Annotated in this window: 24 protein-coding genes and 1 riboswitch; of the genes, 18 read left to right on the plus strand and 6 right to left on the minus strand. The window is 71.7% G+C overall.

The window, feature by feature from the left end; translation table 11 throughout:
- The 3 genes from Aru02nite_RS15935 (at position 1) to Aru02nite_RS15945 (ending at position 3567) form a co-directional block, all read left to right on the plus strand.
- Positions 1 to 1350 carry an LLM class flavin-dependent oxidoreductase gene (locus tag Aru02nite_RS15935; protein WP_203658336.1) on the plus strand — a complete coding sequence of 450 codons (1350 nt, stop codon included), beginning with the start codon at positions 1 to 3 and terminating at the stop codon, positions 1348 to 1350.
- Positions 1347 to 2414, plus strand: coding sequence for an LLM class flavin-dependent oxidoreductase (locus Aru02nite_RS15940; protein ID WP_203658296.1), 1068 nt, complete (start codon positions 1347 to 1349; stop codon positions 2412 to 2414). The genes Aru02nite_RS15935 and Aru02nite_RS15940 overlap by 4 nt, the downstream gene beginning before the upstream one ends.
- Positions 2415 to 2505: 91 nt before the next feature.
- The gene (locus tag Aru02nite_RS15945) at positions 2506 to 3567 is read left to right on the plus strand and encodes a chitinase (protein WP_203658297.1); all 1062 of its coding nucleotides are present in this window, start codon (positions 2506 to 2508) and stop codon (positions 3565 to 3567) included.
- Positions 3568 to 3741: 174 nt separating this feature from the next.
- Here the strand turns inward: Aru02nite_RS15945 and Aru02nite_RS15950 are convergent, their stop codons facing one another.
- Entirely contained in the window at positions 3742 to 4527 is a 786-nt protein-coding gene (locus Aru02nite_RS15950; protein ID WP_203658298.1) for a GNAT family N-acetyltransferase, read from the minus strand.
- Positions 4528 to 4614: 87 nt separating this feature from the next.
- Entirely contained in the window at positions 4615 to 5379 is a 765-nt protein-coding gene (locus Aru02nite_RS15955) for an SDR family oxidoreductase (protein ID WP_203658299.1), read from the minus strand.
- A 65-nt stretch (positions 5380 to 5444) separates the two neighbouring features.
- On the opposite strand from Aru02nite_RS15955, the gene Aru02nite_RS15960 reads away from it, so the two are divergent.
- The 3 genes from Aru02nite_RS15960 (at position 5445) to Aru02nite_RS15970 (ending at position 7454) form a co-directional block, all read left to right on the plus strand.
- Positions 5445 to 6062: a TetR/AcrR family transcriptional regulator gene (locus Aru02nite_RS15960; protein ID WP_203658300.1), complete on the plus strand. Its 618-nt coding sequence runs from the start codon at positions 5445 to 5447 to the stop codon at positions 6060 to 6062.
- Between the two features lie 83 nt (positions 6063 to 6145).
- Positions 6146 to 6658 carry a pyridoxamine 5'-phosphate oxidase family protein gene (locus Aru02nite_RS15965; RefSeq protein WP_203658301.1) on the plus strand — a complete coding sequence of 171 codons (513 nt, stop codon included), beginning with the start codon at positions 6146 to 6148 and terminating at the stop codon, positions 6656 to 6658.
- A gap of 94 nt (positions 6659 to 6752) precedes the next feature.
- Positions 6753 to 7454: a tyrosine-protein phosphatase gene (locus Aru02nite_RS15970; RefSeq protein WP_203658302.1), complete on the plus strand. Its 702-nt coding sequence runs from the start codon at positions 6753 to 6755 to the stop codon at positions 7452 to 7454.
- 24 nt (positions 7455 to 7478) lie between these two features.
- On the opposite strand, the gene Aru02nite_RS15975 is transcribed toward Aru02nite_RS15970, so the two are convergent.
- Positions 7479 to 8945: a sulfatase family protein gene (locus Aru02nite_RS15975; RefSeq protein WP_203658303.1), complete on the minus strand. Its 1467-nt coding sequence runs from the start codon at positions 8943 to 8945 to the stop codon at positions 7479 to 7481.
- A 352-nt stretch (positions 8946 to 9297) separates the two neighbouring features.
- Between Aru02nite_RS15975 and Aru02nite_RS15980 the strand changes: the two genes are divergently transcribed.
- The 7 genes from Aru02nite_RS15980 (at position 9298) to Aru02nite_RS16010 (ending at position 17820) form a co-directional block, all read left to right on the plus strand.
- Positions 9298 to 9852 (plus strand): hypothetical protein, encoded by a 555-nt coding sequence (locus Aru02nite_RS15980; protein ID WP_203658304.1) that lies wholly within the window; start codon positions 9298 to 9300, stop codon positions 9850 to 9852.
- A gap of 92 nt (positions 9853 to 9944) precedes the next feature.
- Complete coding sequence (locus Aru02nite_RS15985; RefSeq protein ID WP_203658305.1) at positions 9945 to 11582, plus strand: alpha-L-arabinofuranosidase family protein; 1638 nt, start codon at positions 9945 to 9947, stop codon at positions 11580 to 11582.
- Positions 11583 to 11708: 126 nt separating this feature from the next.
- Entirely contained in the window at positions 11709 to 12761 is a 1053-nt protein-coding gene (locus Aru02nite_RS15990) for a LacI family DNA-binding transcriptional regulator (protein WP_203658306.1), read from the plus strand.
- A 234-nt stretch (positions 12762 to 12995) separates the two neighbouring features.
- Positions 12996 to 14444: an ABC transporter substrate-binding protein gene (locus Aru02nite_RS15995; RefSeq protein ID WP_203658307.1), complete on the plus strand. Its 1449-nt coding sequence runs from the start codon at positions 12996 to 12998 to the stop codon at positions 14442 to 14444.
- Positions 14445 to 14504: 60 nt separating this feature from the next.
- Complete coding sequence (locus tag Aru02nite_RS16000) at positions 14505 to 15983, plus strand: sulfatase-like hydrolase/transferase (protein ID WP_203658308.1); 1479 nt, start codon at positions 14505 to 14507, stop codon at positions 15981 to 15983.
- Positions 15980 to 16936 carry a carbohydrate ABC transporter permease gene (locus tag Aru02nite_RS16005; RefSeq protein WP_203658309.1) on the plus strand — a complete coding sequence of 319 codons (957 nt, stop codon included), beginning with the start codon at positions 15980 to 15982 and terminating at the stop codon, positions 16934 to 16936. Before Aru02nite_RS16000 ends, Aru02nite_RS16005 begins: the two co-directional genes overlap by 4 nt.
- Positions 16933 to 17820 carry a carbohydrate ABC transporter permease gene (locus Aru02nite_RS16010; RefSeq protein ID WP_203658310.1) on the plus strand — a complete coding sequence of 296 codons (888 nt, stop codon included), beginning with the start codon at positions 16933 to 16935 and terminating at the stop codon, positions 17818 to 17820. The genes Aru02nite_RS16005 and Aru02nite_RS16010 overlap by 4 nt, the downstream gene beginning before the upstream one ends.
- A gap of 187 nt (positions 17821 to 18007) precedes the next feature.
- Here the strand turns inward: Aru02nite_RS16010 and Aru02nite_RS16015 are convergent, their stop codons facing one another.
- Together Aru02nite_RS16015 and Aru02nite_RS16020 are read right to left on the minus strand one after the other, a co-directional pair.
- On the minus strand, positions 18008 to 19042 hold the full coding sequence (locus Aru02nite_RS16015) for a ribonucleotide-diphosphate reductase subunit beta (protein WP_203658311.1): 1035 nt from the start codon (positions 19040 to 19042) through the stop codon (positions 18008 to 18010).
- Entirely contained in the window at positions 19033 to 21429 is a 2397-nt protein-coding gene (locus tag Aru02nite_RS16020) for a ribonucleoside-diphosphate reductase subunit alpha (RefSeq protein WP_239076717.1), read from the minus strand. Before Aru02nite_RS16020 ends, Aru02nite_RS16015 begins: the two co-directional genes overlap by 10 nt.
- Before the next feature lie 125 nt (positions 21430 to 21554).
- Positions 21555 to 21760, minus strand: a riboswitch (cobalamin riboswitch).
- 635 nt (positions 21761 to 22395) lie between these two features.
- Here Aru02nite_RS16020 and Aru02nite_RS16025 point away from each other — a divergent pair.
- From Aru02nite_RS16025 to Aru02nite_RS16040, 4 genes are all read left to right on the plus strand, one after another.
- The gene (locus tag Aru02nite_RS16025; protein ID WP_203658313.1) at positions 22396 to 22854 is read left to right on the plus strand and encodes a MarR family winged helix-turn-helix transcriptional regulator; all 459 of its coding nucleotides are present in this window, start codon (positions 22396 to 22398) and stop codon (positions 22852 to 22854) included.
- A 366-nt stretch (positions 22855 to 23220) separates the two neighbouring features.
- On the plus strand, positions 23221 to 23445 hold the full coding sequence (locus tag Aru02nite_RS16030; RefSeq protein WP_203658314.1) for a hypothetical protein: 225 nt from the start codon (positions 23221 to 23223) through the stop codon (positions 23443 to 23445).
- 50 nt (positions 23446 to 23495) lie between these two features.
- Positions 23496 to 24278 (plus strand): phosphotransferase, encoded by a 783-nt coding sequence (locus Aru02nite_RS16035; RefSeq protein ID WP_239076718.1) that lies wholly within the window; start codon positions 23496 to 23498, stop codon positions 24276 to 24278.
- 88 nt (positions 24279 to 24366) lie between these two features.
- Positions 24367 to 24840: a carboxymuconolactone decarboxylase family protein gene (locus Aru02nite_RS16040; RefSeq protein WP_203658315.1), complete on the plus strand. Its 474-nt coding sequence runs from the start codon at positions 24367 to 24369 to the stop codon at positions 24838 to 24840.
- 381 nt (positions 24841 to 25221) lie between these two features.
- On the opposite strand, the gene Aru02nite_RS16045 is transcribed toward Aru02nite_RS16040, so the two are convergent.
- Entirely contained in the window at positions 25222 to 25818 is a 597-nt protein-coding gene (locus tag Aru02nite_RS16045) for a gamma carbonic anhydrase family protein (RefSeq protein ID WP_203658316.1), read from the minus strand.
- 101 nt (positions 25819 to 25919) lie between these two features.
- On the opposite strand from Aru02nite_RS16045, the gene Aru02nite_RS37695 reads away from it, so the two are divergent.
- Positions 25920 to 26163, plus strand: a 244-nt coding sequence (locus Aru02nite_RS37695) for a hypothetical protein (protein WP_203658317.1), incomplete at its 3' end; no start/stop codon positions are given.

Consider the following 26163-nt stretch of genomic DNA (forward strand, 5'->3'; position numbering starts at 1 on the left):
ATGAGCCGAAACCCGAAACCGTTGCACCTCAACGCATTCCTGATGAGCGTGGGGCACCACGAGGCGTCCTGGCGGCTGCCGGAGAGCGATCCGTACGCCGGGTGGGACGTCGCGCACTACCGCAACCTGGCGCGTATCGCCGAGCGCGGCAAGCTCGACTCGCTGTTTCTCGCCGACAGTCCCGTCCAGCAGGGAGACCCGGGGCAGCGGCCCACCGGCAAGCTGGAGCCGACCGTACTGCTCACCGCGCTGGCCGGCGTCACCGAGCACATCGGACTGATCGCCACCGCGTCCACGTCGTACAACGAGCCGTACAACCTGGCGCGGCGGTTCGCGTCGCTGGACCATGTCAGCGGCGGGCGCGCCGGGTGGAACATCGTGACGACCGCGGGCGCCGACGCGGCCCGCAACTTCGGCCTCGACGACGTGCCGCCGCACCACGAGCGGTACGAGCGGGCCGCGGAGTTCGTCGAGGTGTCCAGGAAGCTGTGGGACAGCTGGGCCGACGACGCCGTCGTCGCCGACAAGGCGGCCGGCGTCCACGCCGACCCGGCGAAGGTCCGCGCGATCCACCACCGCGGCCGGTACTTCCGGGTCGACGGGCCGCTGAACGTGCCGCGCTCGCCGCAGGGGTACCCGCTGCTGGTACAGGCGGGGTCCTCGGAGGACGGCAGGCGGTTCGCGGCGCGCCACGCCGAGGCGGTGTTCACCGCGCAGCAGACGCTGGCGGAGGCGCAGGCGTTCTACCGCGACCTGAAGCGGCGGGCGGCCGCGCTGGGCCGCGACCCGGACGGGATCAAGGTCCTGCCCGGCATCGTCCCGATCCTCGGCGACACCGAGGCCGAGGCGCGCGAACTGGACGCGGAGCTGGAACGGCTGATCCTGCCCGAGTACGCCAAGCGGCAGTTGGCCGCGCGGTTCCGGCTCGACCCCGACACCCTCGACCTGGACGGGCCGCTGCCGGACGACCTGCCGGCGGAGGCCGAGATCGAGGGCGCGAAGAGCCGCTACACCCTCATCGTCGACCTGGCCCGCCGCGAGCACCTGACCGTACGGCAGCTGATCGCGCGGCTGGGCGGCGGTCGCGGGCACCGCACGTTCACCGGTACGCCGGTGCAGGTCGCCGACGCGATCGAGGACTGGTTCGACCACGGCGCCGCCGACGGCTTCAACATCATGCCGGCCGTGCTGCCGTCCGGGCTGACCGCGTTCGTCGACCGGGTCGTGCCGATCCTGCAGGAACGCGGCCGGTTCCGGACCGGGTACCGGGGGCGGACGCTGCGCGAGCACTACGGCCTGGCCCGGCCGGCCGACCAGTACGCCGACGTGACAGATCGGGAGACGGCATGAGCCTGACATTCCTGTGGTACCTGCCGAACACCGTCGAGCCGGGGCACCGCGGTGACGACGCCGTCGCGGGCTACGGCACGCTCGACCACCTCACCGACCTGGCGCGTACCGCGGAGGGGCACGGGTGGTCCGGCGCGCTGATCGGCACCGGCTGGGGGCGCCCGGACACGCTGACCGTCGCGACCGCCGTCGCGGCCCGTACCACCAGTTTCCGGCCGCTGGCCGCGATCCGCCCCGGGTACTGGCAGCCCGCGCACTTCGCCAGCGCGGCCGCCACGCTCGACCAGCTCAGCGGCGGCCGGCTGCTGGTCAACATCGTCAGCGGGCAGGACAACCTCGCCGCGTACGGCGACGTCGAGGGCGACCAGGCCCAGCGGTACGCACGGACCAAGGAGTTCATGCGCATCACCCGGCGGCTGTGGACCGAGGAGCGCGTCACCCACACCGGCGAGTACTTCCGCGTCACCGACTCCACCGTCACGCCACGCCCGTACACCACCGGCCCCCTCCTGTACTTCGGCGGCGCCTCGCCGGCCGCGGAACGCGTCTCCGCCACCGAGGCGGACGTCCAGCTGTTCTGGGGCGAACCGCTGTCCGGCATCGCCGAACGCGTCGAGCGGCTCCGCCGGCTCAGCGCCGAGCTGGACCGGGACCTGCCGCCGCTGGAGTTCGGGTTGCGCATCACCACGCTGGTCCGTGACACGACCGAGGAGGCGTGGCGCGACGCCGAGGCGAAGGTCGCCGCGATGGCTCAACAGCACCGGACCGACCGGCTCCGCGGCCCCGCCGTCGGCCAGCAGCGCCTCCTCGACCTGGCCACCCGCGCCGACGTACTCGACAGCTGCCTCTACACCGCGCCCGGCCGGTACGGGGGCGGCGGCGCCGGTACGACGTGGTTGGTCGGCTCGCCCGACGACGTCAGCGCCGCCCTGCACGCGTACGCGGAGCTGGGCGTCCGGCACTTCATCCTGTCCGACACGCCGTACCGGAGGGAGACGGCCCGGGTCGGTGACGCGCTGATCGGCCGGCTCCGCGACGCCGTCGCCGCGGGAACGCCAGCCTGACGGCCGGATCCGCCCGCGGGAGCCCGTGTGGGCCTTGCGCGGGCCCGTAAGCTGCGCTCACCCGACAGACCGACGAACTGGACGGTGAGCGTTGAGCATCCCCACCCCCCGCACGCGGTTCCGTACCCGGACGCTGCGGCGTCTCGCCGTCCTGGCGACCGCCGTCGCGTCCGTACTCCCGGCCACGGCCGGCGCCGCGCACGCGACCACCCCGGTCGTACCCGCGGCGTCGGCCACCCCGCCCGGATCCATCGCCGCGGCGCCGTACTACTACCTCGATTCGTACAACCGGCCGGATCCGGTGGACATCATGCGGCGGACGGGCGCGCGCTGGTTCACGCTGGCGTTCGTGGTCGCGCCGGACGCCGACACCTGCGCCCCGCAATGGGACGGCGGCGGCACGCTCGACGCGGATTCGGCTCCCAGCAAGGCGATCGGCGCGATCCGCGCGGCCGGCGGCGACGTGATCCCGTCCCTCGGCGGCGGTGGCGTGACCAAGCTGGGGCAGGTCTGCGGCAGCGCCGACGCCCTGGCCGGCGCGTACCAGAAGGTGGTGGACGCGTACCGGTTGACGGCCGTGGACCTCGACATCGAGGGTGCCGAGTTCGCCGACGCGGCGGCCCGGCAACGCAACGTCGCCGCGCTGAAGCTGTTGCAGGACAACAACCCCGGCCTCAAGGTGTATGTCACCGTGCCGGTGCTCGACACCGGCTTCAGCAGCAAGGGCGTCGCCCTGGTGAACGAGGCGGAGGCGGCCGGGCTGGACGTGACCGCGTGGGCGGGCATGGCGTTCTGGTTCGGCAAGGGCGCCATCGACATGGGCGACGCGTCGATCCGGGCGATGAACGGGATGCAGACCGTCGTCCGCGACGCGTACGGGATGAGCGACCGCGACGCGTACCGGCACGTCGGGCTGTCCAGTCTCGCCGGGGTCAACGAGGACCCGGGGGAGGTCATCACGCTCCAGGACTTCCAGCAGGTGCTCACGTACGCCCACCAGCACCGGATCGGGCGGCTCACGTTCTGGAACGTCAACCGCGACCGGCAGTGCCAGGCCGACGGTTCCGACCCGGCCGACACGTGCAGCGGCGTCCCGCAGTCGCTGTACGAGTACACGGGGATGGTGGCGAAGTACCGCCAGCCGGCGGCGTGACCGGCGGGGGCGGGCGGTGTCAAGGTGCGTCGGCGCGGTGGCCGGCCGCGAGGGTGGTGACACAGAGGCCGGCACCGAGACGCGGGAGTTGGGCGCTGTGCAGACCTTCGACACCCCCGCCCCGACCGTTCCCGACATCCGCGCCGGCGACGTGCGGGTCGTGGCTGGCGCTCGTCACGACGCGAGCGGGAGCCGGTAGCAGCGCTCCTGACCGTACGCGGTGAAGCCGAGGCGTTGCAGGATCGGTGAACTGGTGCTGATGCGGCCCTGGGTGAACGCCATCGTGGCGCCGTGCCGGGCGGCGTACGCGGCGCGGTGGGCGACCAGCGCGCGGTAGAGCCCACGCCCCCGGTACTCGGGCAGTACGGTGCCGCCCCACAGCCGGGCCACGCGGTCGACGATCTCCAGCCCGGCGACGGCGACCGGCGTGCCGTCGAGGTACGCGACGGCCACGCCACCGGTGCCCGCGGCGACCGTGTCGCGGTCGGCCGCCACCCGGCCGGTGAGTACCTCGTCGGAGGCCGGTTCCCCGCCGAACGCGGCGATCCCGATGGTGTTGGCGTCGCGCGCGGTCGCCAGCGTGGTCCGCCACCGTACGTCGAGGCCGGACAGGTCGGGCGCGGCGAGGTCCGCCGGCAACGCCAGGGCGAGTACGTCGCAGGTGTCGACGAGCTGGGCGCCCCGTCGCAGCAGCGCGTCGTCGAAGCCGTCGGGCGCGCTGAGCTTCGCGTAGACGTACGCCTCCGGCAGGCCGAAGGCGGCGGCCCGCGCGACCACGTCCGCGAGTACTGCCTCGGCCGGGCGGGTGGAGCGCACCCACTGGAGTTGCAGCGGATCCGGGAACGCCTCCGGGAACCGCACCAGCCGGTACTCCGCGGTCTCCACGACCTCCGAGCCGTCCGGCTCCAACACCCACCCGTCGTTCGCGGCCGTGACCGCCGCCAGGTCGAGCCCACTCATGCGGCGGACCCTACCGTGCACGCGTCGTACGCCGGTCGTGGTCGTACGGGGCCGGTGAGAGTTGTCTCCCACCGCAACCGGTACGCCTCAGACGCGGGGGCCGAGGAACAGGCCGCCGCTGGCGTCGACGACCTGACCGGTGATCCAGCGCCCGGCGTCCGAGGCGAGGAACGCGACGATCTCGGCGACGTCGTCCGCGTCGCCGAGCCGGTCCAGCGCGGTCAGTCCCGCGATCTGCTCGGCGAGCCCGGGTACGTCGAACACCGCCCCGTTGGCCGCCGTACGGGTGGCGCCAGGCGCGACCGCGTTCACCGTGATCGCGCGCGGGCCGAGCTGGACGGCCAGGGTCCGGCTCATCGTCTCGACCGCGCCCTTGGTCATCGCGAACGACGTCTGCGCCGGGTTGGCCATCCGGGTCGCCACCGACGAGACCGTGACGATGCGGCCGCCGTCGCGCAGCAGCGGCAGCGCCCGCTGGACGATGAAGTACGGCGCGCGCACGTTCACGGCGTACAGGTGGTCGAACTCGGCGGGGGTGGTGGTGCCGAGCGGTCCGGCGGGCGCGGCCGCGGCGTTGTTGACGAGGATGTCGAGCGGGCGCCCGTCGAGTACGGCCTCGACGCCGGCGAACAGCGTCTCGACGTCGCCGTCCACCCCCAGCTCCGCCCGTACGGCGTGGGCGGTGCCGCCGGCGCGTCCGATCCGCTCGACGGTCGCCGCCGCGCCGGCCCGGTCCGTACCGAAGTGGACGAGGAGGGCGGCGCCGCGCTCGGCGAGCCGTACCGCGATGGCCTGTCCGATGCCGCGGGACGCTCCGGTCACCAGGGCCGTTCGTCCGGTCAGGTCGGTCATGTCCCGCTCCAAATGTTAGTGACTACCAAGTTGGTAGACGCTAACACACTGGTAGTGTCTACCGCATGGCCGGTCAGCAGCCGACGCTGCGCGCGCAACGGCGAGCCGAGACGCAGCACGCGATCCAGACCCACGCGGTCCGCCTGTTCCGCGAGCGCGGGTACGACGCCACGACCGTCGCCGACGTCGCCGACGCCGCCGGCGTGTCGCCGATGACGGTGTACCGGCACTTCCCGACGAAGGAGGACCTCGTCCTCGTCGACCAGATCGGCGCGCTCGTCGCCGACCGGATCGCCGCCTCGCCCGCGACCCGTACGCTGGTCGGTCGCATCGGCGGCGCCCTCGTCGACGCGGCCACCGCGCTGACCGGCGAGGACCCCGAGTCGGAGGGGAAGTTCCTGCTGGCGCGTACCCAGCTGATGATCTCGACGCCGGCGCTCCGGGCGCGGCACCTCGACAACCAGTACCTGTTGCAGCGGGCCGTGGTCGACGCGCTCGGCGACGACGTGGCCGATCCGGACGCGGTGTTCCGCGCGCAGGCGGCCACCAGCGCCTGCCTGGCCGCCCTGCACACGGCGCTCGTCCGCTGGGCGGAGGACGACGGCCGCAGCGCGCTGCCCGAGCTGATCGCGCAGGCGCTCACCGCGTCCTTCGGCGACGACGTCCTCGACCACCGCCGCTGAGCCCGCCTTCCACTCGTACGGGCGGCGCCGGTGGCGCGCAGCGGGCAGACTGTTCTCCTCGTCCGACACGAGGGGGAACGGACATGACCGAGCAGGAACCTCCCGGCGTACTCGACGCGCGGTACAGCGCGCCCGACGCGACCGCCGCCGACTGGGCGCAGGCCCGGGAACGGCTCAGCCAAGCCGAACTGTACTGGTTGACGACGGTCCGGCCGGACGGTCGGCCGCACGTGACGCCGCTGATCGGCGTGTGGCTGGACGGCGCACTGCACGTGTGCACCGGCGCGCACGAGCAGAAGGCGCGCAACATCGCCGCCGACCCGCGCTGCGCCGTGACCACCGGCACCAACACCCTCAACTCCGGGTACGACGTGGTCGTCGAGGGGGTGGCGCGGCGGGTCGTCGACGACGCCGAGCTGGCCCGGATCGCCGCGGCGTACCACGACAAGTACGGGGAGGACTGGAGCTTCACCGCGCGCGACGGGCAGCTGCACCACGCCGGCGGTGGCGCCGCGGTCGCGTTCCGCATCGCGCCGGAGACCGCGTACGGGTTCGGCAAGAGTACGCCCAGCCACACCCGCTGGACCTTCACCTGAGCTGTCGGCCCTGTCTCTGTCCACAAGGGACACACGGCCGGAGGCGTATGCTGGCGCCTCCCGTCGAGCGCCGAGCAGGACGCCGGAGGCCAGCGTGACCGACACCGGACCGCGGAGGTACGAGGGCCTGCGGTGGCCGGACTGCCGCAACGTACGGGACGTCGGCGGCCTGCCCACCGTCGACGGGCGTACCACGAGGAGCGGACGTCTGGTACGCGCGGACGCGCTCGATCGGCTCAACGACACCGGAGTGGCCGCCGTCCGTGCCGCCGGGACCGGTCTGGTCGTCGACCTGCGCTCGCCGTGGGAGCTGCCCGGCGCGGCGCCGCACCCGTTCGCCGACGACCCCTGTTTCCGGTGGATCCCGTTCATCGACGCGGACCGCGACCACGAACGCGACCGCGCCAGCGAACGTACCCGGGCGGATCTCTACCGTGGCAGCCTCGACCGGAACGGCCGGTGCGTCGCCGCCGTGGTGCGCGCGATCGCCGGTGCGCCACCGGGTGTCGTGGTCGTGCACTGCCTGTCCGGGGTCGACCGGACCGGCATGCTGGTGGCGCTGCTGCTGGACACGCTCGGCGTCCGGCGCCCCGCCATCGTGCGCGACTACGACCGCAGCCACGACCACCTCGACGGCGTGGACCCCGCCACCGTTTCCGTACCCGAACCGGGGACGATGGCGGACACCCTGCGGCACCTGGACCGCCGGTGGGGTGGGTCGCGCGCGTACCTGGAGCGGCACGGGGTCACCCCGGACCAGCTCGCCGCTCTCGCCGACCGACTGCTGACACCGTGACGGAACCGTTGCGGTACAAGGGGATCAGGTCTCGAAGGAGCTGAGGGTGGTGTCGTAGTCGGCGCCGCCGACGTCGAACATCGACGTCATCCAGTGGTGGAAGTTGTCGCCGCGGGCGCGGAGTTGGCGGTGCAGCTCGGTGGTCAGGGCGCGCTGGACGCCGGCGAGGGCGGGGTCGTCGATCCGGTTGGTCAGCTCGTACGGATCGGCGCGCAGGTCGTACAACTCGTTGACGGACTCGGGGTTGACGACGAGCTTGTGCGTGGCGGTGCGCAGCATCCGTTGCGGGTACGGGAAGTGGTGCCCGTGGAACTCGGCGAGCATCGTCGTACGCCACGGTGGCGTGTCGCCGGCGACCAGCGGCAACAGGCTGTGGCCGTCGACGGCGTCGGTGGTGGGCAGCCCGGCGAGGTCGAGGATGCTCGCGGTGAGGTCCATCAAGGTCACGAACTCGTCCCGCCGCTGCCCCGCCGGCATCCCCGGCACCCGGACCAGCGCCGGGATGCGGTAGATGTCGTCGTACATGGCGGGCCCCTTGTCGTGGAGCCGGTGCGCGCCGGTGAACTCGCCGTGGTCGGCGGTCATCACCACGGCCGTGTCGTCCGCCAACCCGAGCCGTGCCATCGCTTCCAGGATGCGGCCGGCCTCCTGGTCGATCAGCTCCACGTACCCCCAGTACGCGGCGACGAGCCGGCGACTGGTGCGCTCGTCGAGCGTGTCGTACGCCCAGTGCGCGCTGTAGTTCCGTTGCACCGGTGGCTTTCCGTCGAACGTCTCGGCCACCGACGGCGGCAGCGGCACCGTCGCCGGGTCGTACCGGTCGAGGTGGGTGTCGGGCAGGATGTAGGGCAGGTGCGGGCCGAAGAAGTGGGTCGCCAGGAAGAACGGGCGCCGCGCGGGGTCGGCCGCGAAGCGTTCCATCATCTCGATCGTGCGGGTCGCCAGGTAGTGCTCGAACGTGGCCTCGACCGGCTGGTGCAGCCGCGCCGCCATCAGGTTGCCCGGCCCGCCGTTCGGCGCCGTCCCGCGCACCTTGTCGCTGATCCGGTACCCGGGCAGGTCGTGTTCGCGCAGGTAGGCCAGGTAGTCGGGGTGGTCGACGGGGTTGTGCCAGCCGCCCAGCGTCGGCCCCTCGAAGCCGTAGCTGGCCGCCGTCCGGCGCACGCCGCCGTGCCACTTGCCGACCAGCCCGAGCCGCCAGCCGGCCGCCGCCAGCGCCTCGGCGAACGTGAACTGGCCGTCGGGGAGGTCCTCCTGGTACCCGACGTTGCGCTCGTAGTTCGCCAGCAACCTGTGCCGGAACGGTGCCGCGCCGGTCAGCAGGCTCGCCCGCGCGGGAGTGCAGATCGCCGTCGGTGTGAACGCGTTCGTGAACCGGGTGCCGCTGGCCGCGAGCCCGTCGAGTACGGGGGTGGACACGGTCGGGTTGCCGTAGCAACCGAGTGTCGACACCGAGTGCTGGTCGGTCATCAGGAACAGGATGTTGGTCATCGCCCACCCTCGGATCGGGATCGCTGGCCGGCCGGTGCTGCGCCGCGGCGACCAGGGGGTAGCGGGCGACCGCGCCGGCGAGGCGTATGGGTGCTCGGAGCCTGCTCTGCTTACCGACACGCATCACCGGTCATGATGCGCACAGGTGCTCGGAGCAGGTGCGCCCGGGCCCACGGCCCGTGAGCTGTTGTAGCAAGCGAAAGCGGCGCTGTCGACCACCGCGCGCGAGACTCCGCCGCCGGGAGCGGCCGGTCACCGGCGCCGGACGAGAAGTTTCCGCGACACCCTTGGCAGCAAATTTCCAGCGCTGTAAGTTGACGGCCGCGCACACCGACCCGATCGAGGTGACCCGATGGCCGAGCCCGACCCGTCCCGGAACGGCTCCATCGGGCCGACCCCGCGCCCGGAGTACCCGCGCCCTAGCTTCGTGCGGGACGAGTGGCTCACCCTCAACGGGAGCTGGCAGTTCGCGTTCGACCCCGGCGACAGCGGGCGGGAACGCGGGCTGGTCGAGGCCGAGCTGCCCGACCGCATCACCGTGCCGTTCTGCCCCGAGTCCGAGCTGTCCGGCATCGGCGACACCGACTTCCACCCGGCCGTCTGGTACCGCCGTGCGGTGGACCACGACGCGACCGTCTGGGTCGACGGGCGGGAGGTCGCGCGGCACAGCGGTGGTTTCACGCCGTTCACCGCCGACCTGACCGACGTGGAACGCCCCGGCGAGGAGTCGGTCGTGGTGGTGCGCATCCGGGACAACCCGCGCGGTCCGCAGGCGCGCGGCAAGCAGTCGACGGAGTACGCGAACCACGGGTGCGTGTACCGGCTGCGGGCGAGGCTGCGCGACACCGACGGCGAGGGCGCCGCAGTGACCGTACCGGCCGATCTGGCGCCGCGGCTGCACCTATGACCGGATGGCGTGGACGGTCGACCCGCTGCCGTCGCGCGAGGCGAGCCACTGACCACCGCCGACCGGCGGCGTCCACCAGCGAGGGGGAGTCCGTGACCACCACCGATGCCGAGATCGCGATCGGCAGCCGCCCGTCGGCGCGGATCGATCCGTTGGTGTACGGCCACTTCCTGGAGTCGGCGTTCTTCGGCAACATCGAGGGCGGGGTGTTCGACGAGGGGTCGCCGCTCGCGGTGTCCGGGGCGGGCGCGCTCGACGGGTGCCGCCGCGACGTGATCGACGCCTGCCGCGAGCTGGGCCTGCCCGTCGTACGGTGGCCCGGCGGCAACTTCGCCTCCGCGTACTGGTGGCGGGACGGGACGGGGCCGCGAGACGAACGGCCGCGCCGGCTGGAACTGGCGTGGGGTTCGGAGGAGAGCAACCGGTTCGGTACCCCGGAGTTCCTGGCGTGGATCGGGGCGGTGCGCACCGACGCGGTCCGGACCGAGGCGTACCTGTGTCACGGCGCGCGCAGCGTGGAGGACGCGGTGCGGTGGGTCGAGTACACGAACTACGCGGGCGACACGACGCTGACCCGGCAGCGCGCCGCCGACGGCCACGCCGAGCCGTACCGGGTGCGGTGGTGGGGTGTCGGCAACGAGGTGTACGGCCCGTGGCAGATGGGACACCGGCCGGTGGAGCGGTACGTGGCCGACGCGCGCGAGCACGTCCGGTTCATGCGCCAGGTCGATCCCGGCCTGCGGTTCGTGGCGTGCGGATCGCCGCGGCAGCAGTGGACGGAGGCGGTGGTGGCCGGGCTCGGTGACCGCGTCGACGCGTTCTCCCTGCACCTGTACGGCGTCGACCACCACCTGACGACACCCACGGTCGACGAGTACGACGCGGTGGTGTCGCAGTCGGTGTACTTCGAGCACGCGATCGGCGAGTACGCGGACGAGATCGCCGCGGTGGCAACGGCGTCGCACCTGGACCGGCCGCCTGGCATCGCGCTGGACGAGTGGAACAACCGGCACCTGGAACCGTCGGGCTGGCCCGAGCCGCGGCCCGGCGACGACGGCGGCACCGCGGCCCGCGACACGCCGGCGGGGGAGCGGACCCGGGTGCGCGTCAACCGGCACAGCACGCGCACCCTGGCCGACGCGCTGATGTACGCGGGGGTGTTCCACGCGATCCACCGGGCCGCCGGTCACGAGGTGCCGGTGACCATGGCGAACACGGTGAACCTGGTCAACGCCAACGGAATCCTCCAGGTACGCCCGGGCGGCGTGCTGCGCACCCCCGTCTTCCACGTCTGGGACCTGTACCAGAACCACTTCGGCCGGCGCGCCCTCCCGGTACGGGTGTCGACGCCGGCGGTGGTGCGGGCCGTACGGCTCGGCGCGGAACGTACCGACCGGTTCGGGGTGGGGACGACGCGGACCACGGCGGTCGGCCTGCTCGACGCCAGCGCCGCCGGTACCGACGACGGCGGTCTCACGCTCGCGGTCATCAACCGTTCCGCGGACCGTACGGTGCGGGCGGCGATCCGGTTGGACGACAGTACGGGGAGCCTGCCGCCGGTCGCGCGGGTGTGGTCTTTCGGCGCGGACGCCACCGACCTGTTCGCGACGAACACGCTGAGCACAGCGGACACGGTTGCCCCGCGGACGCCCGACCCGACGGGCACCGAGCCGGGCCGGTACGACTTCCCGCCGCACAGCGTCACGATGCTGCGCTTCGACCCGCGCTGAGCGTGGCCGGGCCGTACCGGTGAGGGGGCACAGCGTTACAGCGCTGTACGCTGCGGCTCCCGACGATGGCCGGGTGCGCCGCCGTGGCGCCCCGTAGGCTGTCGTCACACGGTGTCAGGAGGAACGGTGGACCGACCTCGCCTCAAGGACGTGGCGGAACGGGCGGGCGTGTCGCTCAAGACGGCGTCCAACGTCGTGAACGACTTCCCGCACGTCAGCGACGCGACGCGGCAGCGCGTCCAGGAGGCGATCGACGCGCTCGGCTACCGCCCCAACGTGTCCGCGCGCAACCTGGCCCGCGGGCGTACCGGGATCATCGCGCTCGCCGTACCGCGGCTGGACATGCCGTACGTCGCGGAGATGGCCCGGTACGTCATCGAGGCGGCCGACGCGCACTCGTGGATCGTGCTGGTCGAGCAGACCGCCGGCCGCCCCGAGTGGCAGAACGGCGCCGTGCTCGACGACCTGTTCCGGCGCATCGACGGGCTGATCTACAGTCCGGGCCTGGCGGGGGAGAGTTCGCTGGAGCAGGTCGCCGCGGACACCCCCATCGTGCTGCTCGGCGAGAACCTGTACGACGAGCGCTTCGACCACGTGTCGATCGACAACGTGGCGGCGGCCCGTACCGCGACCGAACACCTGGTGGCGGTCGGCAAGCGGCGCATCGCGGCCGTCGGCGTGCGGCGCGAGCGGCAGTCCGGCACGACCCGGGAGCGGCTCACCGGCTACCGGCAGGCGTTGCGCGCCGCCGGCCTGCCCGTCGAGCCGAAGCTCGTCCGGCCGGCGGGCTCGTTCCGCGGCGAGGAGGGCGAACGGGCCGCGGAAGCGTTGCTGCGACTGCCAAAGCCGCCCGACGGCATCTTCTGTTTCACCGACTGGGTGGCGCTCGGCGTCCTGCGCGCGCTGCACAACCACGGCGTACGGGTGCCCGAGGACATCGCCGTGGTCGGCTTCGACGACATCCCGTACGGCCGGGTCGCGACGCCGTCCATCACCACGATCGCGCCGGACAAACGGGAGATCGCCCGCATCGCCGTGGACCTGCTCGCGCAGCGCCTGAGCGCCCGCGGCCGGCCGTCCCCGCGCAGCACGCTCGTCGACTTCGACCTCGTCGTACGCGAGAGCACGAGTGGTCGGACGGTGGACCCGGGGGGCACCGCACGCCGCCCGCGGCACTGACGACGGCCTGCGGGCCGCGCGCGATTTCCTTGTCGTACAAGGGATCCGGCTGTCGAACCGCGCCGTGACGTCGCTCGGTCGGCGCTGTCCGGGTGCCGGGACGGGACGATTGACAGCGCTGAATACAGCGCTGTAACCTCCGTCAAACGCCATCGCCATGGACAGGTCAGACGACGCCGGGCGAGCCCCTCGCCCGGGTCTGTGACAAGCAGCCGACGAGGAATGGTGTCAGCCATGGTCGAGTTGAACCGCCGTCGTTTCCTGCAGGTGTCCGGCTCGCTGGCCGGGCTCGCGGCCCTCGGTGCGTGCGGAAGCTCGGGCGACTCCGCCGCGCGCAACTACCTGACCTGGTGGGACCACCAGGGCAACCAGAAGTCCCTGCACAACAAGATCTTCACCGCGTTCGCCCGGTCGTCCGGCGGGATGAAGGTGCAGTACACCCCGCGCAACGCGGAGAAGATGGGGCAGGCGCTGCAACTGGCGAAGCAGTCCAACCAGCTGCCCGACGTGCACACCAACGCCGGCCTGGCCATCCCGGTACCCGAACTGATCAAGGCGGGCTGGGTCGCGCCGCTCGACCTCGACGACGCCGCCACGGCGCGCATCAGGTCGAGCCTGCTCGACGGCGTGCACGTGTTCGACGGCAAGGTCTACAGCTTCCCCCAGTTCAACTTCCGCACGTACTCGGCGGCCACCTGGTTCAACAGAAAGCTGGTGGCGAAGGCGGGCCTCGACCCGGACCAGCCGCCGACCACGTACGACGAGTTCCGTGCCGCGGTAAGGAAAGTGGGCCGGTCCGGCGGCGGCGTGTACGGCTGGGTGTGGAACGGCGGCATGACCGAGCGGATGGAGGACCAGGTCAACATGCTCGCCCAGGCCGCCGGGTTCGAGGGCGGCGGCGGGACGCTGTACCGCACCGGCGAGATCGCCTACCACGCCGACCCGTACGTGACGGCGATCGAGTTCCTGGTGGCCATGTCCCGCGACAGAATGCTCATGCCCGGCGCCACGACGCTGAACGACGAGATCGCGCGGTCCCGCTGGGCGGCCGGATCCGCCGGCTACTTCATCGACGGGCCGTGGTGCCCCGGCGTCATCCGGCAGAGCTTCCCGACGTTCGCCGACTCGCTCGGGGTCGGCCCGATCCTGTTGCCGCAGAAGGGAACCATCCGCTGCTACGCGCCGCCGCAGGGCGGCACGTTCTGGCTGTCGCCGACCGCCGCGCCCAAGCAGCGGAAGGCGGCCAACACGCTGCTCGGCGACTACTTCACCACGAAGGAGTACTTCGTGGACCTGGCGGGGTGGATGCCGCAGCCGCCGCTCGACCTGTCCGCGGTGGACAAGTCCACGGCGTACCCGTCGTGGAAGAAGCTGGTGGGCTGGATGGCGAAGCAGGTGTTCCTCGCGCCGAGCCCGGTGGTGGGTAACATCGAGGTCACCAAGGCCGAGGCGGAGAGCAACGACGTCAAGCCCGGGCTCGGCGACATCGTGCAGGGCGCGCTGTCCGGCGACGTCACGAACGTCCGGCGCGCGCTCAAGGACCTGTCCGACAAGGCCAGCGCCGCCCGGGAGAACGCGGTGCGGACCGCCAGGGCGCGGGGCGCCAAGGTGAGCCTCGACGACTACGCCTTCCCGAACTGGCGGCCCGGCACGGACTTCACGAGCGACCGGTACCACGGGTGAGGTGTGGGCATCGATTGCGCCACAACGGAATCCGCCCGCCGGACCGACGAGACGAGGACCATGAGCAGGCTGCCGAACATCGTGCTGGTGATGACCGATCAGCAGCGGGCCGGCTTCACCGCCGGTTCCGGATTCGCGCTGGACACCATGCCGTTCCTCGACTCGGTCGCGCGCACCGGCGCACGCTTCCACCGCGCGTACACGACCGCGCCGCAGTGCGTACCCGCGCGGTGCAGCCTGCTCACCGGCCGCTTCCCGAGCGCCACCCGGGTCCGGCAGAACAGCGCGGCCCGGCACGTACTCCGCGGTGACGACCTGATCGACGTGGTCCGCGCCGCCGGGTACTCGGTGCACATGGCTGGCAAGACGCACTTCTACCGGTCCGCCGCGGACTTCGACACGTTCGCCGCGCCGTACGGGCACCTCAGCGGCCCGGACGGGCTGGCGACGGGCGAGGAGGCGGAGTTCGAGGAGTGGCTGACGCGGTTCGGGCACGAGGTGGCGGACCGGCCGACGCCGTTCGGGGTCGAGTGCCAATTCCCGTACCGGATCGTGTCGGGCGCGATCGACGCGGTGGACTCCGCGCCGCGCGACCGGCCGTTCTGCACGTGGCTGTCGTTCCCCGAGCCGCACAACCCGTACCAGGTGCCGGAGCCGTACTTCGGGATGTTCGGCGAGGACGACGTGCCGGAGCGGATGTGCGGGCCGGAGGCCGCGGAGGCCAAGGGCGGCGCCTGGCGGTGGCTGCGGCGGCTCGTCGAGGAGAAGCGCCCCGGGTACGACGACGAATGGCGGCGCTACCGCGCCAACTACTGCGGGATGCTGCGGCTGATCGACGACCAGCTCCGGCGGTTCGTGACGCACCTGCGCGAGCGCGGGCACGCCGACGACACGCTGTTCGTGTTCCTCGCCGACCACGGCGACTACGTCGGGGACTACGGCCTCCAGCGCAAGGGCGCGGGGATGCCGGAGTGCCTGATGCGCATCCCGTTCGTACTGGCGGGTCCGGGCATCGGTGTCGCCGACAACGACCGGGACTTCGTCTCGCTGGTCGACGTGCTGCCGACGCTGTGCGAGGCGATCGGCGCGCCGATCCCGCTCGGCGTGCAGGGGCGGAGCCTGTGGCCGCTGCTCACCGGCGCGGAGTACCCGGCGGAGCAGTTCGCCAGCATGTACGGCGAGTCCGGCTTCGGCGGGCTGTTCTACGGCGCCGACGAGCGCCCGCCGCTGCACTTCCCGTACGAGGGGCGGCAGTTCGACGAACTCAACACCGTGACGCAGAGCGGGAACACCAGGATGCTGCGGCGCGATCGCTGGAAGCTGCTGTACGACTCGCAGGACCGCGGCGAACTGTACGACCTCGCCACCGACCCCGCCGAACTCACCAACCGGTACGACGATCCGGCCCTCGCCGACGTGCGCGCCGCGCTGCTCGCCGAACTCCTCGGCTGGTGCGTGCGTACCGCGGACGACCTGCCGGTGGCGCACTACACGCCGAAACGCGCGCCGCACAACTGGACCGTCGGGGCGCCGCGATGACCGGCGCCGTTCTCACCGAGGCCGCGACGACCGCGCGACCGCCACGCCGCCGCGGTGGCCGACGCCGGCGTACCACGATGTGGGTGTGGCTGTTCCTCGCCCCGACCGTGGTGCTCTACGGCGTGTTCACCGTCTACCCGATCGTCGGCAGCTACTGGTACTCGCTGCTCGACTGGGACGGCTTCACGACGACGAAGACGTTCGTCGGCCTCGCCAACTACCGCGAGGTGTGGCACGATCCGCTGTTCTGGCAGGCGTTCTGGCACACGTTGCTGTTCATGCTGGTGACCGTGCCGGCGCAGGTGATCCTGTCGCTGCTCGCCGCGATCCTGCTGAACTCGCCGAAGATGCCGCTGTCGCGGGTGTTCCGGACCGCGCTGTTCCTGCCGGTCGCGACGACCACGGCGATCGTCGGCATCGTCATGCAGTCGATCTTCGACCCCGCGAACGGCCCGGTGAACCTGTTCGTGCAGAAGCTGGGGTTCGACGGCGGCATCAACTTCCTCGGCTCCTCGCACACGTCCCTCTGGACCGCGATGGCCGTGTACGTCTGGAAGTGGCTCGGCATCACCCTCATCTACTGGCTCGCCGCGCTCCAGACCGTACCCAGGGACCTGTACGAGGCGGGCAGCATCGACGGCGCCGGCCCCGTGCAGCTGTTCCGGCACATCACCGTGCCGCTGCTCAAACCGTTCACGATCATCATCACGCTGCTGTCGCTGGAGGCCAGCCTGCACGTGTTCGACCTGATCCAGACGATGACCGGCGGCGGCCCCTTCTACTCCAGCGAAGTACTCGAAATCTACATCTACCGCTGGGCGTTCGGCGCGACCGTCCCGCGCCTGGGATACGCGTCGGCTGCCGCGGTCATCTTCGGACTGTTCGTGTTCGTGATCGGGATCCTCCAGCTTCTCGGCGTCCGGGCGGCCCGGCGGACGGGAGTCGGCTCATGACCTCGATCGCCCGTACCGCACCGGATTCCGCCCGGCAGCGGTCCCGCGCGTCCCGGCTGCTGCGCCGGCTGCCGTGGTGGATCGCGGCGCTGCTGCTCGCCGGCGGATGCTTCCTGTGGATCTACCCGTTCCTCTGGACGATCGGCGCGTCGCTGAAGACCGCGCCGGAGATCTTCAGCGACGGCCTCGACGTGATCCCCAAGTCACCCGTGTGGGTAAACTACGGCCGCGCCTGGAACGACGCGCACTTCGGCGAGTACCTGCGGAACACGGTGATCGTGACCGTGGCAACCGTGATCATCGTCGTCGTACGGTCCGCGATGGCCGGCTACGTCCTCGGCCGCTACCGGTTCCGCGGCCGGCGCGTCGTGCTCGTCGTCCTCGTCGCGACGCTGCTCGTGCCGACCGGGTACACGATCATCCCGGTGGTCGACATCGCGCAGCGGCTGCACCTGCTCAACTCGCTGACCGGCATGGTCATCGCGCTGTCCGGCGGCGCGCACGTCGCGCTGACCCTGCTGTACATGGGCTACTTCCGCCGCATACCAACCGAACTGTTCGAGTCGGCGCAGCTCGACGGCGCCGGGTTCCTGACGACGTTCTTCCGGATCATGCTGCCGCTGGCGACTCCGGTCACCGCGTCCGCGACGCTGCTGACGTTCCTCAACACCTGGAACGCGTTCTTCCTGCCGCTCGTGTTCACGTTCTCCCGCCCCGACCTGCGTACCGTCAGCGTCGGCATGCTCGCGTTCTCCGGCGAGTACTCGACCGACTGGCCCGGCATGGCGGCCGGTGCCGCGATCTCGCTGGCGCCCGTGATCATCCTGTTCTTCGTACTCCAGCGCTACTTCGTCGAAGGCATCGCCGGCGCCGTCAAGAACTGAGCCGCAGAGTCATCGGCCGCACACCGGCCCCGCCCAGCCGCGCCGCGTCGGTCGGGTGCCGACACGGGTGAGGCCGATGCCCTGCGCGCGTTCGGCGTCGTGCCGAACCTCTGGTACTGCCCGTTCACGGCGCCGGCGGCGGCCGCTGCCCGGGCTGTCTGCGCGGGCAGCGGCCGTCCGGCGACGGTCAGAACTCGTCGTCGAAGGTGACCGACCCGGTCACGCCCACCTGGTACGCCGAGACCCGGCGCTCGAAGAAGTTCGACAGCTCCTGGACGTCCTGCAACTCCATGAACGCGAACGGGTTGCGGCTGCCGTACATCGGCTCGATGCCGAGCGTGGCCAGCCGCCGGTCCGCGACGTGCTGGAGGTACTCGCGCATGTCGGCCAGCGACATTCCCGAGACGCCCTGTTCGAGCAGGTCCGCGGCGAACTGCACCTCGCACTCCACGGCCTCGGCCAGCATGTTCCGCACCTGCTGCGCCATCTCGTCGTCGAACAGGTCCGGCTCCTCGGCACGGACCGTGTCGACCACGTCGAACGCGAACGCCATGTGCATCGACTCGTCGCGGAACACCCAGTTGGTACCGGACGCCAGCCCGTGCAGCAGGCCGCGCGAACGCAGGTAGTACACGTAGGCGAAGGCGCCGTAGAAGAACAGGCCCTCGATGCAGGCGGCGAAGCAGATCAGGTTGAGCAGGAACGCCCGCCGGTCGTCGCGGGTCCGCAGCTCGCGGGTCTCGAACAGGGAGTCGATCCACCGGAAGCAGAACTCGGCCTTGCGCGCGATCGACGGGATGTTCTCCACCGCCGAGAACGCCTCGAACCGCTCCTTCTCGTCCGGCACGTACGTGTCGAGGAGGTTCAGATAGAACTGGACGTGCACGGCCTCCTCGAACAGTTGCCGGGACAGGTAGAGCCGGCCCTCCGGGGAGTTGACGTGCTGGTACAGGTTCAGTACGAGGTTGTTCGCGACGATCGTGTCGCCGGTGGCGAAGAACGCGACCAGCCGGGACACCAGGTGCTGCTCGGCGGGGGAGAGCTTGGCCAGGTCGGCGAGGTCGGAGTGCAGGTCGACCTCCTCGACGGTCCAGGTGTTCTTGATCGCGTTCTTGAACCGGTCGAAGAACTGCGGGTAGCGCATCGGCCGCAGGGTCAGGTCCATGCCCGGGTCGAGCAGCAGGTGCCGTTCGCCGGCTTCGGTACGTGTGGTCATTGGCATGCCTCGCAGCTTTCGGGGTTCTCCAGGGAGCAGGCCAGCGCCTCGGCGTCGCTCACCGGCTCGGCGGTCGGGTTCGCCGCGGCCGGGGTGACGGCGACGGTCGCCTGCTGGATGCGGGTCGCCGGACGCGACCGCAGGTAGTACGTGGTCTTGAGGCCGGACTTCCAGGCGTGCAGGTACATCGAGGAGAGCTTGCCGATGGTCGGCGCGCTCAGGAACAGGTTCAGCGACTGCGACTGGTCGACGTACGGTGCCCGCGCCGCGGCCAGATCGATCAGCGCCCGCTGCGGCAGTTCCCACGCGGTACGGAACAGGTCGCGGACGTCGCCCGGCAGCTCCGCGACGGCCTGCACCGACCCCTCGGCCCGCTTGATCTGCTCGCGGACCTCGGGCGTCCACCGCCCGAGCTTCTTCAGCTCGCGTACCAGGTAGGTGTTGATCTGGAGGAACTCGCCGGACATCGTCTCGCGCTTGAACAGGTTGGAGACCTGCGGTTCGATGCACTCGTAGCAGCCGGCGATGGACGCGATCGTCGCGGTCGGCGCGATCGCCACGAGCAGCGAGTTGCGCAGACCGTGCGCCGCGACCGCGGTACGCAGCTCGGCCCACCGCTCGGCCTGGGCCGGCTCGGCACCCCACAGGTCGGGGTGCAGGTCGCCGCGCGCCGCCCGCGTCTCCGCGTACGCGGGGTGCGGGCCGAACCGCTCGGCGAGCCCGGCGGACGTTTCGAGCGCGGTCAGGAAGATCTCCTCCTGTACGCGGGTCGACAGTTCCCTGGCTTCCGCCGAGTCGAACGGCAGCCGCAGCGCGAAGAACGCGTCCTGCAACCCCATCAACCCGAGCCCGATCGGACGCCAGCGCGGGTTGGACGCCGCGGCCTGCTCCGCCGGGTAGTAGTTGATGTCGATGACGCGATCGAGGAACACCACGGCCGTACGTACCGTCGAGCGCAGCGTGTCCCAGTCGACGCCGGCGGCGGTGACGTGCGCGCCGAGGTTGATCGAGCCCAGGTTGCACACGGCGGTCTCGGCGTCGTTGTTGACCTCAAGGATCTCGGTGCAGAGGTTCGACAGGTGGATGGTGTTGCCCGGCCTGCCGGTCTGGTTGCCCAGCCGGTTCGAGGTGTCCTTGAACGTCATCCACCCGTTGCCGGTCTGCGCGAGGGTCCGCATCATCCGGCCGTACAGGTCGCGGGCCTGCACGGTACGCACGGCCTTCTTCTCCGCCGCCCGGTACGCGGCGTCGAACTCCGCGCCGTACAGGTCGGGCAGCTCCGGCGCGTCCGACGGGTCGATCAGCGACCACTCCTCGTCCGCCTCGACCCGGCGCATGAACTCGTCCGGGATCCAGTTGGCCAGGTTCAGGTTGTGCGTACGCCGGGAGTCCTCGCCGGTGTTGTCCCGCAGTTCGAGGAACTCCTCGACGTCCGGGTGCCACGGCTCCAGGTAGACGCAGGCCGCGCCCTTGCGCCGGCCGCCCTGGTTCACCGCCGCCACGCCCGCGTCGAGGGTCTTCAGGAACGGCACGATCCCGTTCGAGCGGCCGTTCGTACCGCGGATCAGGGCGCCGCGCCCGCGTACCCGGGACCAGGCGATGCCGATGCCGCCGGAGAACTTCGACAGCCGTGCCACCTGGTGGTAGCGCTCGTAGATCGAGTCGAGCTCGTCGCGCGGCGAGTCCACCAGGAAGCACGACGACATCTGCGTGTGCCTGGTCCCCGAGTTGAACAGCGTCGGCGAACTCGGCAGGTACGCCAGGCTCGACATGAGCCGGTAGAAGTCGATCGCCTCGCCCGGCGTCTGCGACAGCCCGCACGCCACCCGCAGCAGCCAGTACTGCGGCGTCTCCACGACGAGCCGCGAGTCCGGATGCCGCAACAGGTACCGGTCCGCGACCGTACGCAGGCCGAAGTACTCGAACCGCCGGTCACCGTCGACGTCCACCGCGTCGTCGAGCTTGCGGGCGTTGCGCGCCACGAACTCCGCGGTACCGTCGCCGATCAGCCCCAGCCCGTGCGCGTACCGGATGGACTGGCTGAAGCTCGCCACCCCCTGGCCGCGCACCTCCTTGTCCACGAACGCGGCCAGCAGCCGCGCCGCGAGCTTCGAGTACTGCGGCTCCTCGCCGATCAGCTCGGCCGCCGTCTGGATCGACAGCCTGTCCAGCTCGGCGGTGGTCGCCCCGTCGTACAGGCCGCTGATCGTCTTGGTCGCGACCCGCAGCGGATCGACCTCGTCCAGGTCGGAGACCCAGCGCTCGACCGCCCGGACGATCTTGTTGACGTCCACCGCCTCGGTGGCGCCGTTGCGTTTGCTGACCCGCATCACGTGCCGGCGCTGCTCCGGGCCTGCCTCGCCCGGCGCCGCCTGTTCCTGTACCGCAGTCACGTCCCCTCCTCGCGCACGACCCCGAAGGTCTGCCGGGCGCGTGGGGACGCCCACCGGCCGTCGACGATGTCGATGCCCGGCTCACGGCGTTGGTCGTCCCACGCGACCGTCGACCGCCGCACGCCACGCGTACGGCGCTGCTGGCAGGTCTTCGGACTCGTGGGCGTCGTGCTCGTGCCTACTGGCCGTCGCTTCCCGGACCGGGGTCCAGTGCTGTGTGACGGCGGTCGTTCCCACTCACCGCTGCGGGACAGTCCCGGAATCGCACCGGGTTCCCTCTTGCCTCGGCCACCGCCGAAGCGGAAGCCGAACCAGCTGCAGGCAACACCATATACGGGCGCGCTGACGGCTCGGTGGCACCACATGCTGTGTCGTGCGTTCAATCATGTGGTACTTGTCGCACCAGGCGCCCACCGCCGTCGTGGCGGAGCCCCCGAGCAGCGCCGTACGCAGCACGGGACGGGTCGGCGGATGCGCAGTCCGGTCCACGGTGAGCCGGCAGCAACGGCGAGACGGCCGGTGGCGATCCCCGCGCCGTTGGCCCCGACCTCGACGAGGTGGCGACCACGCCCGCACCGCGCTCGGCGCCCCCACAGCGGAACCGTTGGTACGTAACGGATCCAGCGTCGGTGGGTGCTGGGATCCTTGTCGCGGGTCGCAGTGGCCGGGCGGCGGGGTTGCGGGCGGCGCGGAGCACGTGCCGGCTTGGCCGATGGCGGGTCCGGCGGCGCGGTGCCGCCCGTTGAGCATCACGACGTCGTGCACGATGCCCTGGTAGCGCAGGGCGCACCGGCCCGCCCCAGCGTCCGCTGCACCCCCGTCGGGTACCAGGTCGGCCTCCCGCGGGGAGGTGTCGAAGGGCATGGCGTGAATCGCATTGTGGGCAATCCAAACGCTCACGTTGAGGTTGCTCCGTCCGCGACTGTAGGCTCGATCCGACGGACGTACGGGGGGAGGGCGGGTCGGATGGGCGCCGGACGCGGCAAGGACCAGGCACAGGTCTCCCTGCTGCTCGACGACCAGCTCTGCTTCGACCTCTACGCCGCCTCCCGGGCCATGACCCAGCGGTACCGGCCGCTGCTCGACGAGCTGGGCCTGACGTACCCGCAGTACCTGGTGATGCTCGTGCTGTGGGAGCGCGGCACCATGTCGATGAAGGACATCGGCGGTGCCCTGCACCTGGACTACGGCACCCTCAGCCCGCTGGTCAAGCGACTGGAGGCGGCGAACCTCGTCCGGCGCGAACGGCGGCCGGACGACGAGCGTTCGGTCCAGGTCAGCCTCACCGCGCAGGGCACCGACCTGGAACGCAGGGCGCGGTCGGTGCCCTGCGCGATCGGCGCCGCGGCGGCGCTGTCCGCGCAGGAGGTCCAGCAGGCCCGGCGGATCCTGCGCCGCCTCACCGCCAACCTCAGCGCCTCCTGACGATCTGGGGCGCGGTGCGGATCGTGGCGCATCCGGTACGGGTCGTTCGACGACGCTCATGATCACTGGAGCTGGCAGCGTCCGCCCGGTACGCGCCGTCCGGTTGCTGCCTCGTTCGGCGGTGGTGTCCCTCCGTGACCACCCGGGCGGATGACGCGCTCCGCGTACGGCCGGCCGTGGTACCCGGCACCGCTCCGGGACGTACTTGAGGATTGCTCGGATTACCGTGCGTGACCTGCGGGAACGTCGGACGGGAGGGCTCCGGGAGGGTGATCGGTCGTCCGGTCAGGACAGCACGACGAACGTGCCCACGTCGTGCCGGTTCGCCCGAGGTACGCCACGCTGCGTGCGCTGCACGATGGCGACATGGCACCGATGTGGTGGTGGTTCGGCATCGCGGCGCTCGCCGCGCTCCTCATGCTGAGCATCGCCGTCGTCGCCACCGTGGGCGTCGTCCACCACCGCCGCGACCGGCTCCCCGCCGACTCGGACGACATCGCTCCGCGGCCCGAGCCGCCCGTCTCCGTGGTACCGCACGGCGCGCCGCGATCGTTGACGCCGCAACGCATCCGCGGTACCGACGGATCCTGACCGCGCGCGCCACGCCACCCCGCGGCGACGGCCGTGGCATCCTCGGGCCGGTGGACGAGGACCTGGAAGAGGTACGGCTGACCGGCGGCTTCGTCAACGACGTCGTACGAGTCGGCGACACGGTGCGCCGCTCCGCCGGACCGTGGACCCCCGCCGTGCACGAGCTGCTGCGCCACCTGGAGACCGTCGGCTTCCCGTACTCGCCCCGGGTGTTGGGCATGGACGACCGGGGCCGCGAGGTGCTGTCGTACCTCGACGGGGTGTCCGCGACGCGCCCGTGGCCGGCGGTGTTGCGCGCCGACGACGGCCTGCGCCAGATCGGCGCCCTGGTACGGCGGTTGCGCGCGGCGGTCGCGACGTTCGTGCCGTCGCCGTACGCCCGGTGGCGCAGCGGTGTGGCGTGGCGGCCCGGTCTGCTGCTGCGGCACGGTGACCTGGCGCCGTGGAACACGCTGTGGCGCGGGGACCGCCTGGTGGGCCTGCTCGACTGGGACTTCGCCGAGCCGGCCCCGCCGCTGTGGGATGTCGCGCAGGCCGCGTGGTACGCGGTGCCGTTGCGCGGCGGCGACAAGGGCTGGCAGGTCTCGGGCTTCACGGCCGAACCCGACCACCGCCACCGCCTTGACGTACTCTGCCGCGCCGCCGGCGCCGACCCGGCCGCCGTACTGGACGCCCTCGTCCGGCTCCAGGCCACCGAACGCGCCCGCACCCTCGACCTCGGTACTGCGGGGGTCGAGCCGTACGCGGGGTTCCTGGGGCGCGGGGATCTCGCCGAACTCGACGCGGAGGCGGCGTGGCTGCACGACCGCCGTACGCGGCTGCTGTCACCGTGACCGGGGTCACCTCGCCGGCTGTTACGTTTCCGGGTGCCCAGGTGTCAACACGGTGCAGGCAACCGAGCCGCGAGCGAGGAGCAGAACCGTGGAAGCACGACTGAACTACGTCGAGAACCCCGTCGCCGCCAAGTTCGTGAAGGGTCTGGTGTCCGCGGCGAGGTCCGTCACCGGGTCCGGGCTGCCGGCCTCGACCGCGCAGCTGGTGGAGATCCGGGCCAGTCAGATCAACGGCTGCAGCGGCTGCCTCGACATGCACACCAAGGACGCCGCGGCGGCCGGTGAGGACACCACCCGACTGCACCTCGTCGCCGCCTGGCGCGAGGCGACCGTCTTCAGCGAGGCGGAACGCGCCGCCCTCGAACTCGCCGAGGAAGGTACCCGGATCGCCGACGCGGCGGGCGGGGTCAGCGACGAGGTGTGGGCCAACGCCCGCAAGCACTACGACGACGGCCAGCTTGCCGCGCTGGTCTGCACCGTCGCCACGATCAACGCGTTCAACCGGTTGAACGTCATCTCGCAGCAGCCGGCCGGCGACTACACGCCCGGCCAGTGGGGATAGCGGTCGCGGCTCGGTGTCGGGTTCCGCGTCGACCCTCCGATGCGCCGGCGAGCGGGATTCCCGGCACCGAGCCCGGTCCCGCCGCCGAGGTGTCCGCGCCGCGGCTGGGCCGGCGTCATGGGCGGCCCACCGTTCATCGGGGACCTGCCGGACCTCACTGCTGACCATCGCGGTACTCGTCCGCGTCGGCCGCGCGTTCCCGGCCGGGTACTCGGGAATGCTTGTGCGGCAACGCAATCGGCGTGACCGTCAGGGGGAGCCCGCGGTGTGTGGCGGATCCTCGCCCGGCCTGGCCGGCGCCGACGATCTGCGGCCGTCGTTGGGGAACGCGAGGTCAGACGCCGCCGGCGCGCAGCACCGGTGGCCTGCCCCCGGTACGGGTCAGGTGACGGTGTCGTCGCGGTGCTCGGCGAACTCGGCGGAGCGTACCTCCGTCGCCCGGGCGTAGCGTGCCGCGCGGTCGTCCCAGTCGGCGTCGACACCGAACGCGCGGGCGGCGAAGTTCGTGGCGCGGATCGCGTCGGGTACCTCGTCGAGCTGGTCCGGGGTCAGCACGCGGACCGGCGAGCCGACCGCCGTCGTGTGCGGCGGCACGAAAAACCCTTCCGGTACCACGGTTCCGGCGTGCACGAGCGCGCCGACGGCGATCGACGCGCCCGGCCTGAGCACCGCGCCGTGCAGTACGGTCGTGTGCGCCGCGAGGTAGGTGCACCGACCGATCTCCGCGCCGAGCACGGTGGCGTGCGGCCCGACGAACGCGTGGTCGCCGACGAGTACGGGGAGGTCCGTGCCGGTCACCGCGGTGGCGCGCAGCACGGCGTGTTCGGCCACGATCGTCGTCGCACCCACGTCGACGCGTGACCCCTCCGCATCGAGCACCGCGCCGTACATGACGCGGGCGTGCGGGCCGACGCGTACGTCACCGACCAGCGTCGCGTTGGGCGCGACGTACGCATCCGGATGGACCTGGGGTTCCATACCACGATGCCGGATGTACATGCTTCCAGCGTTGCGCGCGACGAACCGTACGGCTGGCGGGATTCGGACGTGGCGTTCGTCGCCGCGCACAGTCGGGCATCGTGTTCGGGCTGTCGCGCGGCGGCGTTACGGGGTTGCCGGAAAGCCCGCACGACATCGCCCGGTTCACCACGGCCCTGACCTGCTTCGGGTACCCGCTGCTGTCCCCGCTCGGCGCCGTACTCGCCGTCGCCGCCGCGGCCGGCGTACTGTCCTCGCCGTCGCCGTCGCCGTCGCCGTCGCCGTCGCCGTCGCCGTCGCCGTCGCCGTCGCCGTCGCCGTCGCCGTCGCCGTCGCCGTCGCCGT

Origin of the sequence: Actinocatenispora rupis, assembly GCF_016861975.1 — a bacterium.
Classification (GTDB): domain Bacteria; phylum Actinomycetota; class Actinomycetes; order Mycobacteriales; family Micromonosporaceae; genus Actinocatenispora; species Actinocatenispora rupis.